This is a genomic window from Streptomyces sp. NPDC006208, assembly GCF_040613775.1.
Classification (GTDB): domain Bacteria; phylum Actinomycetota; class Actinomycetes; order Streptomycetales; family Streptomycetaceae; genus Streptomyces.
In genome coordinates, this window is record NZ_JBEXSW010000086.1 from 1 (window position 1) to 15,554 (window position 15,554).

Sequence of the window (15,554 nt, forward strand, 5' to 3'; positions counted from 1 at the left end):
CCGGACGGCCACTCCTTCGGAGCCACAACTGGCAAGACCCGGTAAGCCACATCCGGCCCTCCCGGGCCGCCCAACAACTTACGGAGACCCGGTGAAGCCCGCCGCACGCAACGACGCCAGCACAGTGCGCCCGGCCGATGTGCCGTCGGGCCAACGAGACCGGGTCAAGGTGGGCGACCAGCAGGCCCTCTCGCCGGCCGGGCCATTCGGGCCGCTGCCGGGCGACCCGCCACAGAGGGTGTGGTTGGAGACGTGCGTCACTCGGGGAGGTCGCAGGCCGCCGGGGTCAGCGGTGCGTGCGATGCTGGCGCCGTGTCCGCCTTGCCCCTCGCCCCTGAACCGATAGCCGCCGACCCGCCCGCCTCCACCGCACATCCGCTGCTCACGCAGTCGTGGCTCGACCTGGCTTTTCTGCACTGGGCCGTCGACCCTGCGGACGTGTCCCCGCTCCTGCCGGCAGGTACGGTTCCCGACACACTCGACGGGGCCACCTACGTGGGCCTCGTCCCCTTCCGTATGCACCGCGTCGGCTGGTTTCGTCTCCCCGGCGTCCCGTACCTGGGCACTTTCCCGGAGACCAATGTCCGTCTCTACTCCGTGGATGCCCAAGGACGTCGCGGGGTCGTCTTCCGCTCGCTCGACGCCTCACGCCTGATCCCCGTTGCGGTCGCGCGGGCGCTCTTCCGGCTGCCGTACCTGTGGTCCCGGATGAGCATCTCCCACGGCGAGGGCACGATCACCTACACGAGCACCAGGCGCTGGCCGGGCCCCCGCGGTGCGCACAGCCGGATCACCGTCCGCCCGGGCGTGTTGATCCAGGAACCCACCGCCCTCGAGCTCTTCCTCACGGCACGCTGGGGCATGCACAACACGTCGTACGGACGGCAGATGTACCTCCCGAACACCCACCCGCAGTGGCCGCTGCATCGCGCCGAACTGGTCGAGTGTGACGAGGATCTCACTACGATCGCAGGGCTCCCGACGCCGCTCGGCGAGCCGGCCAGCGTGCTGTACTCCCCCGGCGTCGCCGTGCGCTTCGGACGCCCGGCCCGTCCCGGCGGCATCCCCACACCCTGACCTCCGCGCCTGCCGAGGGCCACACACCGCTCTGCTCGTGGCGCCGGTGGGCCGGTCGGTCTTCACCGCACCCATGCCACTGCCACGACGCTCAGACGGTGCACAGGGCTGCCGCCGCCCGGTCAGTCGATGCCGCGGCCTCGCTCGAACCGTCTCCGGCCTTCGGCGAGAGCGACCAGCGGCTCGGGATAGCCGCCGCGGGCGCGGTCGTGGCTCCGGAGCTTCCAGGGTTCGTGCACAGCAGTTCCTCGAAGGTCCTCGAGCTCGGGTACCCAGCGCCGTACGTACGTGCCGTCCGGGTCGTGGAGCCGGCCCTGGCGGACGGGGTCGAGTACGCGGTTCGGCCGGGTGTCCGTGCCCGTCCCTGCGACCCACTGCCAGTTGAGCTGGTTGTTCGCCAGATCGCCGTCGACCAGCAGGTCGAGGAAGTGCCGGGCGCCGGTGCGCCAGTCCACGTACAGCGTCTTGGTCAGGAAGCTCGCGGCCAGTAGTCTCCCCCGGTTGTGCATCCAGCCTTCGTGGCGCAGCTGGCGCATGGCGGCGTCGACGACAGGGTAGCCGGTGCGCCCGTTCTTCCATGCTTCGATGTCGTCCTCGGCCTCGCTACCGGTGCGCCAGCGGTCGTGCCGGTCGCGGTAGTCGTCGGCGGCGGCGCGGGGCCGGGCGGCGAGCACCTGGTGGTGGAAGTCGCGCCAGCAGAGCTGGCGTACGTACGCGTCGGAGCCCGGACCGCCCGCGGAGCGGGCGCGGTGGACGACTTCGGCCGCGGAGATCGTGCCGAAGTGCAGGTGGGCAGAGAGCTTCGACGTGGCGTCGGCCGCAAGGTCGTCACGCATCTGCTCGTACCGCCCGAGGCCGCTGCGGAGCCATCGCGCCAGCTGCTTGCGGCCCTCGCGCTCCCCGCCGTCGGCGAGGCCTTCTGCGACCCCTGCGACGTCTTTGCGGGAGGGGATCTTCTGCGAGCGGACGGCGTCGGGCACGCGCACGGAGCGGGGCGCGCCGAGCGTGCCGCGGATCTCCTCCTGCGACCAGCGGCGGTAGTACGGGGTGAAGACCGCGTAGTGGTCCGAGCCGGAGGGGACGACGGCGCCGGGGGCGAGCGCGGTGACCACGGCGTCGTGGACGTACAGTCTGCGGCCCTGCTCATCGAGTGCGGTACGCAGCCGCTCCTCGCGGGCGTGGGCGTAACTGCTGACACCTCCTGCCATGTGCACCTCGTCCGCGTCCGCTTCGTGTGCGACTGCGCCGACCTCGTCGACGACATCACCCGAGCGGACGACAAGCCGACCGCCGCGGGCGCGCAGCTGCTCGTCGAGATCTGTCAGACAGTCGGCCAGGAACGCCTGCCGGTGGGGAGCCGGGAATCCCGCGGCCCTGATGCCGTCGTCCAGGACGAACGTCGGTACCACTTGCTCGCAGGCGCTGAGGGCCGCCCGCAGCGGCGGATGGTCGTGCAGCCGCAGATCGGAGGTGAACAGGACGACTGCGCACTTCATGAAGGCACTCCCAAGGGGGGTCGTGACGGTACTGCCGTCCCGGACCAACGGCGGCACGCGGCCGACGGATGCGCTCCTCACGGGCTCAGTCCGCGCGATGGGCCTCACGCGCGGCGTCCGCACGGCCCGCGGCCTTCGCGATGTTGCGCGCCATGCCCCCGAACACCAGGGCGTGGAACGGTGACACACTCCACCAGTACATGTGCCCGAGCAGGCCGCGCGGATGGAACAGTGCCCGCTGCCGGTAGCGGGTGGGGCCGTTGCCGTCCCCTTCCGCGTACATCTCCAGCCATGCCAGCCCCGGCAGACGCATCTCGGCACGCAGCCGCAGCAGCCGCCCCGGCTCGATCTCCTCCACCCGCCAGAAGTCGAGCGAGTCGCCCACCCTCAGCCGCGCCGCGTCCCGACGTCCGCGCCGGAGCCCGGCCCCGCCGGCAAGCCGGTCCAGCCAGCCCCGCACCGCCCACGCGAGCGGGAAGGAGTACCAGCCGTTCTCGCCGCCGATGCCCTCGATCACCCGCCACAGGGCCTCCCGCGACGCATCGACGGTCCGTGCCCGCCGGTCGCAGTACAGGCTCCCGCCCGCCCAGGCCGGATCAGTCGGCAGGGAATCACTAGGAGCTCCGGGCAGGGAGGCGGACGACCAGCGGGTGGCGACCTGTGCGTCACGGACGCGCTGGAGGGCGAGGGCGAGGGCGCGGTCGAAGCCGATCGGCGTGCCCGGCGGATCGGGCACGTACCGGGCGATGTCGTGCTCGCGACAGACGACCTCATGGCGCAGCGATTCGGCCAGCGGCCGGGCGAGCGACGGCGGAACGGGCGTGACCAGCCCGATCCAGAGGCTGGACAGGCGCGGTGTCAGCATCGGCACCCGCACGATGAGGCGGGCCGGCAGATTCGCCACCGCGGCGTACCGGTGCATCATCTCCTCGTAGGTGACCACGTCCGGCCCGCCGACGTCGAACGTCCGGCTCACCGAATCGGGCATCTCCGCGCTCCCGACGAGATACCGCAGCACGTCACGGACGGCGACGGGCTGGATACGGGTGCCGACCCAGCTCGGCGTCACCATGACCGGCAGGCGCTCGGTCAGGTACCTCAGCATCTCGAAGGACGCGGATCCCGAACCGATGATCACTGCCGCGCGCAGCACCGTCGCCGGCACGCCCGAGCGCAGAAAGACCTGTCCCACCTCGGCGCGCGAGCGCAGGTGCGCGGACAGGTCACGCTCGGGGACCCCGGCCGGCGTCAGTCCGCCCAGATAGACGATCCGCCGCACCCCGGCGGCACGAGCCTGCCCGGAGAAGTTCTCGGCCGCTTGCCGGTCGGTCTCCTCGAAGCCGGAGCCGGTGGTCAGGGCATGCACCAGGTAGTAGGCCACGTCGACATCCCGCATGGCCTCCCCCAGTGACCCCGCATCGGTCACATCGCCGCGCACGACCTCGACGTCCCGCGCCCAGGGATGGTCACGCAATTTCGCCGGCGTCCGGGCCAGGCAGCGCACCTGGTACCCCGCCTCCAGCAATTCGGGCACAAGACGGCCGCCGATGTAGCCCGTCGCACCCGCCACGAGACAACGCAACGCTCACACCACCCTCCTGCCGGTCGGTCGCGGTCACGCACCGCCCGTCCCGCCACCTACGGTGCGCCTCGCTGTTCCCTTCCGCACAACGAGCGGCTTCGGGTCCCGGCCGTCACGGGCCGTGTCGTCTGCGCCGTCACGCGGCGCGTTGCCCGATCCAGCCCTGACAGGCGCAACAGAATGTGCGGGGACGCGTCGCGTCCGCCTAGGTTCGCCATGAGTACTGCCGCGGCTGCGGCAGGACTGCCCAACGAAGGAACGTCTGATGCCCTGTCATTCGACCGGCCGCCGGATCCGTCTTTCCGTCAGGATGCTGGCCACGGTCCTGGCCTGCGCTCCTGTCCTCGTGCTCGGATCCGGCCTCGCGTACGCATCCGCTCCTCAGGACGGCGGCGGCGTCGACTGGGACGCCATCGCGCGGTGCGAGTCCTCCGGGAACTGGCGTGCGAACACGGGCAACGGGCACTTCGGCGGCCTGCAGTTCATTCAGTCGAGCTGGGTGGCTGCCGGAGGCCTGCGGTACGCGCCTCGGGCCGACCTGGCCAGCCGGGCCGAGCAGATCGCCACGGGCAAGCGACTCGCCGCCCAGCAGGGGATGGGCGCCTGGGGCTGGTGCGGTCGCAGGTGAAAGGTGCTGCGAAGCGGTCGCACCCTGCCTCAGTGATCACTCTCCGGACCGACACGTCCTGACAGCTGACGACCGCACCGTGAATGGCCGGTCCCGCACTCGGTGAACGAACCAAGAGGGCATGCGCCGGGAGGCGTGCGCCGGCCCGTAGCGTATGACTGCGGCGACCGTTCGGCGGGGGCGACGGCGGCGGTCCTGCCCGGCGGCCCTACACTCGACAGCCGCTTCCGGTTCGCGGGAGCAGAACTGGTTCTCGGGAAGGACTGATTGACCGTGTGGCAGGAAGCGCCGATCTACGACCGGCTCGTCACGGAACTCGGTGACATTCCGGCGCAGGTGCGCACTGAAGCGGAGCGAACCGTACGGGCTCTGGAGGAGGCAATCCGCCCGTCCACCCCCTGGCAGGCGGACTCCCGTACCCAGTACGGCCATTCACCCCGCCCTTCAAGTCCCCTCCTGTAGGCGGCACTTGCCCGCCGGGGCCGCGGAAAGGCGGCGCGGTGCGCCGCGCGCCGCCCTGCGCCATGTGCCGTCACCGGGTGAAGGCCGAGGACCCGTGGGATGTCCACGGACCGTGCCCGCGCCGGCCGCGGCCCGTCGGGCAGATCGCAGGTCCCTCCCTCTCCAGCTCCGCGGCCTCACGAGAGTCCGAGGCCCTGGCGGTCGGGTTCTCACGCCACGGTCCCCGCACAGTCGCCGCCGAGGAGATACGCGCAAGCCGCCGAGCCCTCGGTGAGCTGGTCGCACGGCACCGCGGCGGCGATCCGGAGGGCCGGGCACTCGCGCTGCGGCTGATCCCCGGCCTCCAGGGAACGCTGCCGGACCCGCTCGCGACGGACACGCGGGGGGGGTGAGCTGAGCGACGGTGCCCCTGTCGCGGCCGAGCGCCCGGCCGTGGCCCACGCGGACCAAGCGCCCGCGGGCCGGACGGGGGACGCTGGCAGAGAGCACCCCGAAAGGCGGGGCGACCGCTGCGGCACGCGGAAAGAAGGCGAGGTCATGAAGGCGCTCGTGTTTCAGGGGCCCGGGCAGACGTCCTGGCAGGACGTGCCCGATCCCGGCATCAAGGACGCCGCGGACGCCATTGTCCGCGTGGGCTCCGTGACGATCTGCGGTACTGACCTGCACATCATCAAGGGCGACGTCCCCGAAGTCGCGCCGGGACGCGTCCTCGGGCACGAAGCCGTGGGTGAGGTGGTGGAGATCGGCAGCGACGTGCGCACGGTGCGTCCGGGCGACCGGGTGCTGGTGTCGTGCATCTCGGGGTGCGGGCGCTGCCGGTTCTGCCGCGAGAACCGCTACGGCCAGTGCCGCGGGGGTGGCGGCTGGGTCCTGGGCCACTTGATCGACGGCACGCAGGCCGAATACGTACGGGTGCCCTTCGCGGACCTCTCCGTGCACCCGCTGCCGAGCGCCGTCGGCAGCGACGACGCGGTGCTGCTGGCCGACATCTTTCCCACCGCCTACGAGGTGGGCGTGCTCAACGGCCAGGTGCAGCCGGGTGACACCGTCGTGGTGGTCGGCGCGGGCCCGATCGGTCTCGCCACGATCGCGACCGCCCAGCTCCACACTCCCGGGCGGATCATCGTGATCGACCTTGCCGAGTCCCGGCTGACCGCAGCTCGCGCCCTCGGAGCGGACGCCACGGTGAACGCGGCCGAGGACCCGGAGAAGCTGGTCGAGGACCTCACCGACGGGCTGGGCGCGGATACGGTCGTGGAAGCGGTCGGTGTGCCGGAAGCGTTCGAGATGTGCACACGCATGGTCCGCCCCGGCGGTCGCGTCGCCAATGTCGGTGTGCACGGCAAGCCGGCGACCCTGCATCTGGAGGATCTGTGGATCAAGGACGTGACGATCACGACCGGGCTGGTCGACACCCACAGCACGCCGCTGCTGCTGCGCATGCTGGCGGCGGGCCGGCTGCCTTCCACCGAACTGGTCACCCACCGATTCGAGCTGGGGCAGATGGAGGAGGCGTACGACGTCTTCGCCCGAGCGGCGGACACCGGTGCGCTCAAGGTCGTGCTCGGCGGGCCTCGCCATGACGTCGTGACGCTGCCGGCCTAGCGGGACCGGGCCACGGGCCGAGCGGGACATTCACAGGATCCGACAGGCACTGGTGTCACGCACCAGAAGGTGGTTCCCTGGAATGGACGGGGAGGACCCCTGAAAGGACACGGGGAAGCGGACAAGTGCCGCGCACCGTGCAATCAGGATCCGCGAGAAGTGGATGGGGCCCTCCCCGCCACGATGCGCGCATCCAGCCGCGAGCCCGTGTCCCTGCATTCGCGCGGACGCATCCCGGGTGCCCGTTCAGCGCTGCGTATCTCCGTGTTCGTGGACCTGAGCGACGATGACCGCGGCCTGTACGCGTCGCTCCACGCCGAGCTTCGACAACAGCCGCGAGATGTGGTTCTTCACCGTCTTCTCCGAGAGGTAGAGCCGCTTGCCGATCTGGCTGTTGGTCAGTCCCTCGCCGACCAGGTCCAGCACCTCGCGCTCCCGCTCGGACAGGGCGGCCAGCCGTTCGTCCTCCTCGGGACCGGCAGCTTCCGGACCGCGCAGCGAGTGCATCAGCCGGGCGGTCGTCGCGGGGTCGAGCATGGACTGTCCCGTGGCCACGGTGCGGATCGCCGAGACGAGGTCCGTGCCCTTGATCTGCTTGAGGACGTAGCCGGCGGCTCCCGCCATGATGGCGTCGAGCAGCGCGTCCTCGTCGTCGAACGAGGTCAGCATGAGGCAGGCGAGGCCGGGCATACGGGTGCGCAGGTCGCGGCACACGGCGATGCCGTTGCCGTCCGGCAGGCGTACGTCGAGGATCGCGACATGCGGACGGAGCGCGGGTCCGCGGGCCAGCGCCTGTTCGGCGGTGGCGGCCTCCCCCACCACCTCGATGTCCGGCTCCGCCTCGAGCAGGTCGTTCAGTCCGCGACGTACGACTTCGTGGTCGTCCAGGAGGAAGACCCGGATGGGCGTCTCCTGCGAGAAGGCCGGTTCCTCGGTCATGTCTGCCCCTTGAAGGTCGGACCGTTCACTCGATCATGTCCCGGTCGGCTCCGTGCCGACAGGGCCGAACGGTCCCCGTCTGCATCTGCTGGGGTCGAGTGGCGCCGGTCCGGGGCCGGTCATCCCCTCCCGGCCCGGCAGCTCGGGTGGGACGGTCGAAGCAGGGACCGGAGGGGCCGCGCGAGGGCCGCGCGGACATCGCCCGACCGGCCACCGCGACCCAAGGGGGCGCATCATGCGAAGGACCATCACAGCAGGCATCGATGGTTCCCTCGAGAGCCTGGCCGCTGCTGAGTGGGCGGCTCGCGAGGCACTGCTCAGGGACCTCCCGCTGGCCCTTGTCCAGGCCGGTCCCCGTCCACTGCCCCGTACCCACCCGTCCGGGATCGATGCCCCGGCCGGGCAGGAGGACCACCTGGACAGTGCGGTGCGCGAGCTCCTCGTCGGCTTTCCGGAGCTGCACGTCGTACCGATGTGCAGACCCGGGCCTGCGGGCGACGCTCTGCTCGCGGCGGCCGGGGAGTCCGAGATGCTGGTGCTCGGGTCGCGCGGGTTCAGCGGCTTGGCCGGATTCGTGATCGGTTCCGTCGCCCTGGACGTCACCGCCCGCGCCCGCGTACCGGTCGTCCTGGTCCGCGGGGGATGGACTGCGGATGAAGCGTCCCTGCCCGCGCAGGCCCGCCCGGTGCTGCTCGGCCTCGACCTGGACGGCCTCGACCTGGAGTCCGCCGGTGACGAGCTCATCTCCTTCGCCTTCGACATGGCGGCGGCCCGTGGCGTGCCCCTGGAGGTGCTCCACAGCTGGAGGCTTCCGCAGCTCTACCCCTACGGGCGGGCCTACGACCCGCTCCCCGCGCCGGACGCGGCGGTCCTCGCGGCCGAGCGTCAGCAGGCGCTGACCTCTGCCCTGCGGCCCTGGCGCGACAAGCATGCCGAGGTTCCGCTCCGTGTTCGCCTCGTCGCGGGCAGGGCGGCGCACCAGTTGCTCAAGGCGGCCACACGGGCAAGCCTCCTGGTGGTCGGGCACCGCGACGGTGCCGGCACGCGCTTGGGGCCGGTGACGCAGGCGGCCGTCCACCATGTGGCCTGCCCGGTCGCGATCGTTCCCCACGATCATGTGCCGGAGGCTGCCACCGTTGGCGCCGCGGAGCGTTGATCCGCCGGATCCAGGGCTGGGCGCTGCTCGGGTGATGGCCCTACCGTGGAACCGGACGCCGGCCGTAGGGCCAGATCCGTCTGCCGGAGGCGCCAATGAGCGACAGCGAACCCGCACGCGAACGGGAAACCGCACCGGAATCCCTGGCCGGATCCCTCTCCGGGTCCCTCTCCGACGGCGCCCGCCGGCTCTCGGAACTGCGGCTGGACGACCTGCTGGTGGAGCTGCAGGTACGCATGGAAGCCGTGCGCGGCGCGCGCGACCGTGTGCACCGCCTGCTCGAGGCGGTTCTGTCCATCGGGCGTGAGCTGGATCTTGCCCAGGTCCTCCGGGGGATCGTCGAGGCCGCCACCGTGCTGGTGGACGCGGAGTACGGAGCGCTGGGGGTGATCGGCGACGACCGGATGCTCTCCGAGTTCGTCCCCGTCGGCGTCACCGACGAGCAATGGGCGGCCATCGGAGCGCTCCCGACCGGTCACGGGCTGCTGGGCGAGCTGATCCGAAACCCTGCCCCTCTGCGGCTCGCGGACCTGTCCGAGCACCCGGCGTCGCACGGCTTCCCGCCCCGTCATCCGCCGATGCAGTCGTTTCTCGGCGTGCCCATCCGTGTGCGGGAGAAGGTCTTCGGCAACCTCTACCTCACCGAGAAGCGCGGCGCCGCGGCGTTCGACGCCGAGGACGAGCTCGTACTGTCGACCCTGGCCGTCGCCGCAGGCGTGGCCATCGAGAACGCGCGGCTCTACGAAGCGGCGCGGCGCCGGGAGCGCTGGCTGGCGGCCGGCTCCGAGGTCACGAGCGCTCTGCTGTCCGGCCGGCCGCGGTCCCAGGTGCTGGAACTGATCCTGGAGCACGCCCGTGCGATCGTGTCGGCGGATCTGGGCCTGATCGCGGTGCCCGCCGAGGGCACCGGCCGACTGCGTATCGCGCTCGCCGCAGGGGCGGACGCCGAACATCACGAGGGAGTGCTGCTGCCCGAGGACGACGGCTGCATCACGACGGCGTTCGAGATGCGGGAGCTCATCGACAGTGCCGACCTCGAGAACGATCGGCGCGCCGTACCGGAAAGGGCCCGGTGGGCGGGTCTGGGGCCGGCGGCAGCCGTACCGCTCAGAACGGGTGACAGCGTGCATGGTGTCCTGCTGTTGGCCAGGGGCAAGGGACGGGCCCAGTTCGGAAAGGAGGAGTCGAGCTCGCTGATGGGCTTCGCGGAACAGGTCGCGCTGGCGATGGAGCTGGCCGAGCGGCGAAGTGACGCCGAGCAGATCACCCTGCTCGAGGATCGGGACCGTATCGCCAGGGACCTGCACGACCTCGCCATCCAGCGGCTTTTCGCCACCGGTATGACTCTGCAGAGTGCCCGACGGTTCGTCGAGCATCCGCAGGCCGTGGAACGGCTGGAGCGTGCCGTGGACGATCTCGACACCACTATCAAGATCATCCGGTCAACCATTTTCGGTCTGCGCAGTCATGAGGCGGAGCCGGCGGGGGCCCAGGCGCTGCGCAGCCAGGTGGTCAAGGCAGTCGAAGGCTCGGCGGCCTCCCTCGGCTTCACACCCGCCCTGCGCATCGAGGGTCTGCTGGACACGAGGGTCGCGGGCGCAGCCGGACAGCATCTGGTCGCCGTGCTCGTGGAGGCCCTGAGCAACGTGGCGCGTCATGCACGGGCGGCCGCGGTCGACGTGCATCTGGTGGTCACGGCCGAGCAGTTGACGCTCACCGTCACCGACGACGGCGTGGGGATCCCGCCGGGCGCGGGCCGCAGTGGCCTCAAGAACATCGACGAGCGCGCCGGCGCGATGGGCGGCACTCTGGACGTGGGTCCTGGACCACGGGGCGGTACGCAGGTGGTGTGGCGGGTGCCGCTGCCCGCACCGGACAGCTACGGGGATCCGCGTGATGCAGCGGCGCAGTGAGGGCGAAGTGGTGCCGGTCCCTCTGCGTACGCGCGCAGAGGGCGGGCAGGCGTCCACAGGTGGCTCGCAGACGACGGGCGAGCGCGGACCTCACCCGGCACCGCGGTCGGCACCTGGACGTCCGGCTTCGGCCGCCAGGATCTGGCGCCGCAGCGGGTGCGCGGGCAGGGACGCAGTGCCCTCCCCCAGTGCCCCTCACCCACCCGGCGATGAGCGGGAGGACTGGTCGAAGCCATGACCAAGTACGTGTACGACTTCGCCGAAGGCGGCCGGGACATGGCCGATCTGCTCGGCGGCAAAGGGGCCAACCTTGCGGAGATGGCCCGTATGGGGCTGCCCGTGCCGCCGGGTTTCACCGTCACCACGGAGGCCTGCCGGGTGTTCCTGGCGACGGGCGAGGCGCCCGCGCAGCTGAACCAGGAGATCGCCGCCCACCTGGCGACACTGGAGCAGACCGCCGGCCGGCGGCTCGGACAGGTGGACCACCCGCTGCTGCTGTCGGTCAGATCAGGGGCACGTTTCTCGATGCCCGGCATGATGGAGACGATTCTCGACATCGGACTGAACGACTACTCCGTCCTCGGGCTGGCCCGGTCGCCCGAGCGGGAACGGTTCGCCTGGGACTCCTACCGGCGGCTCGTCCAGATGTTCGGCAGCACGGTGATGGGTGTCGACAGCGCGCTCTTCGAGGAGGCACTGGCCCGCCTCAGGAAGGAACACCGTGCCGCCGACGACACCCAGCTCGACACGGCCGACCTGATCAGGCTGGTCGAGACCTACAAGGACCTGATCCAGGAGCAGACCGGCGAAGCCTTCCCTGAGCAGCCCGCCGAGCAGCTCCGGCGTGCGGTCCTCGCGGTCTTCACCTCGTGGAACGGCGAACGTGCACGGATCTACCGCCGCCGCGAGCACATCCCCGACGACCTGGGCACCGCGGTCACCATCCAGACCATGGTCTTCGGCAACCTGGGCGCCGACTCCGGCAGCGGCGTCGCCTTCACCCGGGACCCGGCGACCGGACGCCCCGGCATCTACGGGGACTACCTGCCCAACGCACAGGGTGAGGACGTCGTCGCCGGCATCCGCAACACGTTGCCGCTGCAGGACCTGGCAAGGCTCGATCCCGCTTCGTTCGCCCGGCTGCGCGACACCATGCAAAGGCTCGAGGCTCACTACCGCGACCTGTGCGACATCGAGTTCACCATCGAGCGCGGCACCCTCTGGATGCTGCAGACCCGGGTCGGCAAGCGCACGGCGCAGGCCGCGTTCGCCATCGCTTCGCAGCTGACCGACGAGGGGCTGATCTCGGCGCGGGAGGCCCTCGACCGGGTCGACGGCCGAGCGCTCGCCCGTCTGATGTTTCCGCGCTTCGACACTTCGGCAGCCGGGAACGTGATCGCGCACGGCATTGCCGCCTCACCCGGCGCCGCCGTGGGCGAGGCGGTGTTCGACTCGGCCGAAGCCGTCCGGCGGGCGGCCGAGGGCCGGCAGGTCGTCCTCGTACGCCAGGAGACAGCACCGGACGACCTGCCCGGCATGGTCGCCGCGCAAGCGGTCCTGACCAGCCGCGGAGGCAAGACCAGTCACGCGGCCGTGGTGGCCCGCGGAATGGGCAAGGTGTGCGTGTGCGGCGCGGAGGACATCGTCGTGGACCCGCGGCAGCGCTGCTTCGTCGCCGAAGGGGTGACCGTGCCCGAGGGCGTGGTGATCTCCGTCGACGGCTCCGAAGGTGTGGTGCACCTCGGTGCCGTGCCGCTGATCGACTCGGAGGTCATGAGCTACTTCGACAGCGGCGGCGAGCTGCCCGACGAGAACGCGGCGCCGACCGTACGCGAGGTGCACCGGCTCATGGAGCAGGCCGACGAGGCACGGCGGCTCGAGGTCCGTGCCAACGCCGATACGCCCGAAGACGCCGCCCGGGCCCGCCGGTTCGGCGCGCAGGGCATCGGGCTGTGCCGTACCGAGCACATGTTCCTCGGCGACCGGCGCACCCTGGTGGAGGCCATGATCCTCGCGCACGACGACGCCGGCCGCGCAGCGGCGCTCGCCGCCCTGCTGCCGCTCCAGCGCCAGGACTTCACCGGCATCCTCGAGGCCATGGACTCTCTGCCGGTCACCATCCGGCTCCTCGATCCACCGCTGCACGAGTTCCTGCCCGACCGGACCGAACTGTCCGTACGGCTCGCCCGGGACGAGGCACTCGGCAGAGCACCGGAGCCGCGGGACGCCGAGCTGCTGGCGGCTGTCACGCGCATGCACGAGGAGAATCCGATGCTCGGCCTGCGCGGTGTCCGTCTCGGTCTGGTGGTCCCGGGGCTGGTGGCCATGCAGGTGCGGGCCATCGCCGAGGCCGTGGTGGCGTGCAGGCGTGCGGGCGGAGATCCCCGGGCGGAGATCATGGTCCCGCTCGTCGACGCGGTCGAGGAGCTGCACCTGGTGAAGGAGGAGGTGGAGCGGGTCCTCTCCGAAGTGTCCCGGGAGACGGGCATCACGGTCGACTGCCCGGTCGGCACCATGATCGAACTGCCCCGGGCTGCCCTGACCGCCGGGAAGATCGCACGGGACGCGCAGTTCTTCTCCTTCGGTACGAACGACCTCACGCAGACGACCTGGGGGTTCTCCCGCGACGACGTGGAGGCGGCGTTCTTCTCGGCCTACCTCGACAAAGGTATTTTCGAGACTTCCCCGTTCGAGACGATCGACCGCGAGGGGGTGGGCCGCCTCGTCGAGATCGCCGTCCGTGAAGGCCGCGCCGCCCGGCCCGATCTCAAGATCGGGGTCTGCGGGGAGCACGGCGGCGACCCCGAGTCGGTGCACTTCTTCCACGGCGTGGGACTCGACTACGTCTCGTGCTCGCCGTTCCGCATCCCGGTCGCCCGGCTGGAGGCGGGCAGAGCAGCGCTCGCTTCCGTTGCGGCCGGCGAGCGTCGAGCCTGATGACGGGCGCCCCCGAGCCGGCTCCTCGGAGACATCCGTGCGGCCGGCATCGGAGCGCTCCAGGCCGGTGACGGCTCCGGACTCGGCCGCTCTCGGTGACGGGTCGGACTCACACGTACTCGAGCACGTCGCGCAGCGGCCGACGGGGTGTGGCAGGCGTTTCGGGACCGTAGCCGAACCTGATCAGCATCTGGGCGTGCCCCATCGCCGTGAGCGGGTCACGCACCGCCCAGCGCAGTTCGGGCCACTCGAGGGCCTGCGAGTCGAGAGCTGTGGACAGCCCGTCGAGCGTCGCCTCCAGCAGCACGCGCTCCAGGGCCTGACCTGCGTCGAGCCAGTCCACCGGGCGGTCACGCCGGGTACCGAGCACGGCCAGGCAGGGGTGCTGCTCGAAGACGGCCCGCCGCCGCTCGCCCGTACCGCTCCGGGGCACGAAGTCGCGCACCGGTGCCCGGCCCGTGTAGCGGCGGGGCCCGAAGGCGTAGGCCGGGATTCCTTCGTGCTGACGGTCACCCGTGCCGGCCCGTGTCCAGCGTTCGGTCTCCGCCTGGACCTCCGGATCCGCGGCCACCCGTTCCCCGGCCTCCTGCACCAGGGCCAGGACGGAGTGCACCTGCCAGTCCCCGAGAAACGCCAGCCGGGCGCCTTCGGCCACGGCGGCGCCGGCCAGCCCGTCGCGCAGTGCTTCGGAGACGGACCCGCCGGTGAACGGCTCCCTGCTCGTACGCCGCAGTGCGACCGCCGGATACAGCGCGGCAAGCCGGTCGTCGGCGACGGGGTGCGGGGTGAAGGTGATGTCGGCGAGGAGCTCGGGATCGGCCGCATCGGGCAGCAGCTCGATGTGCGGCGCCAGGCCGGCGTGGGCTGCGGCTACGCGGAGATTGAACAGCGCCGCTCCACAGCCCAGATGCAGCGCACGGTGAGCCAGGTCGGCCACCGGCATGGCACGGGCGGGATCCATACGCAGTTGCAGTGTGCCGCGGCTGCGTATGTACCGGAACTGCCAGGGTTGTGCGTTGTGCATGGACGGGGCGGCAGTGGCACGGTCGACGAGAAACTCCACGGTCGAGGTGTCGATCGTCTGTGTGAGCACGGTGGCCTCCTTCTGGTGCTTCCAGCGTGGCGGCCGGCCGGCTGAGGGGGCAGGGGCCGAACGGACTCCACCAGGGCCGAACGGCCCATGCGGTGCTGATGGCCGGCCTCACTGTGGTGTTCCGCGGTGCAGCAGCACCGCCGGGGTGCGGCGGACACAGCGCCGGGGTCGGCCGGACCCACGTCTGTCAGAGGGCTCGTGCCGGCTGACATCGAGCAGCACAGCATCCGCGACGCCTCTCGCGGCCGCGAGCGAATGCCCGGCATCGCGACCGGTTGTGATCACCGCGCCGGTGCGGTCCCGGTTGTCGACAGCCGCCCGTACGGGGTCACCGGGCTTCGGACAGCAGTGCACGAGCCGCACCTCAGGGCGCCGGACAGCCGGCGGACAGCGGAAGGCGCTGACCACACAGATGAGGGGGTTCTCTTGAACTCCGGCCGTGAGGTCTGTCCGGCCGGCTGATCTGACCTGTGGCGTCTGGTGGGGTGCGCCGGCGGTACTGCCGGGAGTGTGCTGATCCGCTTCCACCGGCGATGGCGGCGAAGCGGTACCCGGCGCCAGACCCGGACCCCGGCAGCCTTCTGGGCGGCGGGGGGGGCCGGGGCAAACCCCGCGCCCGCGCAAGCCGCGCCCCACCCCGCCCCCCCGCCCCCCACCCGGACTAGT

Annotated in this window: 12 protein-coding genes; 7 read left to right on the forward strand and 5 right to left on the reverse strand. The window is 71.4% G+C overall.

From position 1 onward, the window contains the following. The first annotated feature begins 321 nt into the window (after positions 1 to 321). Positions 322 to 1,077: a DUF2071 domain-containing protein gene (locus ABZ208_RS37915; protein WP_356914015.1), complete on the forward strand. Its 756-nt coding sequence runs from the start codon at positions 322 to 324 to the stop codon at positions 1,075 to 1,077. Between the two features lie 122 nt (positions 1,078 to 1,199). On the opposite strand, the gene ABZ208_RS37920 is transcribed toward ABZ208_RS37915, so the two are convergent. Beyond that, positions 1,200 to 2,573, reverse strand: coding sequence for a deoxyribodipyrimidine photo-lyase (locus ABZ208_RS37920; protein WP_356914006.1), 1,374 nt, complete (start codon positions 2,571 to 2,573; stop codon positions 1,200 to 1,202). A gap of 85 nt (positions 2,574 to 2,658) precedes the next feature. Beyond that, positions 2,659 to 4,155 carry an SDR family oxidoreductase gene (locus tag ABZ208_RS37925; protein ID WP_356914007.1) on the reverse strand — a complete coding sequence of 499 codons (1,497 nt, stop codon included), beginning with the start codon at positions 4,153 to 4,155 and terminating at the stop codon, positions 2,659 to 2,661. 265 nt (positions 4,156 to 4,420) lie between these two features. On the opposite strand from ABZ208_RS37925, the gene ABZ208_RS37930 reads away from it, so the two are divergent. The 3 genes from ABZ208_RS37930 to ABZ208_RS37940 all read left to right on the forward strand — a co-directional run bounded on the left by ABZ208_RS37930 (position 4,421) and on the right by ABZ208_RS37940 (position 6,850). Further along, entirely contained in the window at positions 4,421 to 4,783 is a 363-nt protein-coding gene (locus tag ABZ208_RS37930; RefSeq protein ID WP_356914008.1) for a transglycosylase family protein, read from the forward strand. A 273-nt stretch (positions 4,784 to 5,056) separates the two neighbouring features. Then, on the forward strand, positions 5,057 to 5,245 hold the full coding sequence (locus tag ABZ208_RS37935; protein ID WP_328392531.1) for a hypothetical protein: 189 nt from the start codon (positions 5,057 to 5,059) through the stop codon (positions 5,243 to 5,245). 537 nt (positions 5,246 to 5,782) lie between these two features. Beyond that, the gene (locus tag ABZ208_RS37940; protein WP_356914009.1) at positions 5,783 to 6,850 is read left to right on the forward strand and encodes a zinc-dependent alcohol dehydrogenase family protein; all 1,068 of its coding nucleotides are present in this window, start codon (positions 5,783 to 5,785) and stop codon (positions 6,848 to 6,850) included. 246 nt (positions 6,851 to 7,096) lie between these two features. On the opposite strand, the gene ABZ208_RS37945 is transcribed toward ABZ208_RS37940, so the two are convergent. Further along, a complete protein-coding gene (locus tag ABZ208_RS37945; RefSeq protein ID WP_356914010.1) occupies positions 7,097 to 7,789 on the reverse strand; it encodes a response regulator transcription factor in 693 nt (230 codons plus the stop codon). 235 nt (positions 7,790 to 8,024) lie between these two features. On the opposite strand from ABZ208_RS37945, the gene ABZ208_RS37950 reads away from it, so the two are divergent. From ABZ208_RS37950 to ppdK, 3 genes are all read left to right on the forward strand, one after another. Continuing rightward, positions 8,025 to 8,945 (forward strand): universal stress protein, encoded by a 921-nt coding sequence (locus tag ABZ208_RS37950; protein ID WP_356914011.1) that lies wholly within the window; start codon positions 8,025 to 8,027, stop codon positions 8,943 to 8,945. A 95-nt stretch (positions 8,946 to 9,040) separates the two neighbouring features. Further along, positions 9,041 to 10,858 carry a GAF domain-containing protein gene (locus ABZ208_RS37955; protein ID WP_356914012.1) on the forward strand — a complete coding sequence of 606 codons (1,818 nt, stop codon included), beginning with the start codon at positions 9,041 to 9,043 and terminating at the stop codon, positions 10,856 to 10,858. A gap of 234 nt (positions 10,859 to 11,092) precedes the next feature. Beyond that, positions 11,093 to 13,795 (forward strand): pyruvate, phosphate dikinase, encoded by a 2,703-nt coding sequence (ppdK, locus tag ABZ208_RS37960; RefSeq protein ID WP_356914013.1) that lies wholly within the window; start codon positions 11,093 to 11,095, stop codon positions 13,793 to 13,795. A gap of 109 nt (positions 13,796 to 13,904) precedes the next feature. On the opposite strand, the gene ABZ208_RS37965 is transcribed toward ppdK, so the two are convergent. Both ABZ208_RS37965 and ABZ208_RS37970 read right to left on the reverse strand, forming a co-directional pair. Then, positions 13,905 to 14,888 (reverse strand): nitroreductase, encoded by a 984-nt coding sequence (locus tag ABZ208_RS37965; RefSeq protein ID WP_356914014.1) that lies wholly within the window; start codon positions 14,886 to 14,888, stop codon positions 13,905 to 13,907. Between the two features lie 108 nt (positions 14,889 to 14,996). After that, positions 14,997 to 15,524: a hypothetical protein gene (locus ABZ208_RS37970; RefSeq protein WP_356914016.1), complete on the reverse strand. Its 528-nt coding sequence runs from the start codon at positions 15,522 to 15,524 to the stop codon at positions 14,997 to 14,999. Between the last annotated feature and the right edge of the window lie 30 nt (positions 15,525 to 15,554).

Coding starts and splice junctions, on each gene's coding strand:
- ABZ208_RS37945 (WP_356914010.1), bottom strand. CDS start 7,789: ATGACCGAGGAACCGGCCTTCTCGCAGGAGACGCCCATCCGGGTCTTC.
- ABZ208_RS37950 (WP_356914011.1), top strand. CDS start 8,025: ATGCGAAGGACCATCACAGCAGGCATCGATGGTTCCCTCGAGAGCCTG.
- ABZ208_RS37920 (WP_356914006.1), bottom strand. CDS start 2,573: ATGAAGTGCGCAGTCGTCCTGTTCACCTCCGATCTGCGGCTGCACGAC.
- ppdK (WP_356914013.1), top strand. CDS start 11,093: ATGACCAAGTACGTGTACGACTTCGCCGAAGGCGGCCGGGACATGGCC.
- ABZ208_RS37940 (WP_356914009.1), top strand. CDS start 5,783: ATGAAGGCGCTCGTGTTTCAGGGGCCCGGGCAGACGTCCTGGCAGGAC.
- ABZ208_RS37930 (WP_356914008.1), top strand. CDS start 4,421: ATGCCCTGTCATTCGACCGGCCGCCGGATCCGTCTTTCCGTCAGGATG.
- ABZ208_RS37955 (WP_356914012.1), top strand. CDS start 9,041: ATGAGCGACAGCGAACCCGCACGCGAACGGGAAACCGCACCGGAATCC.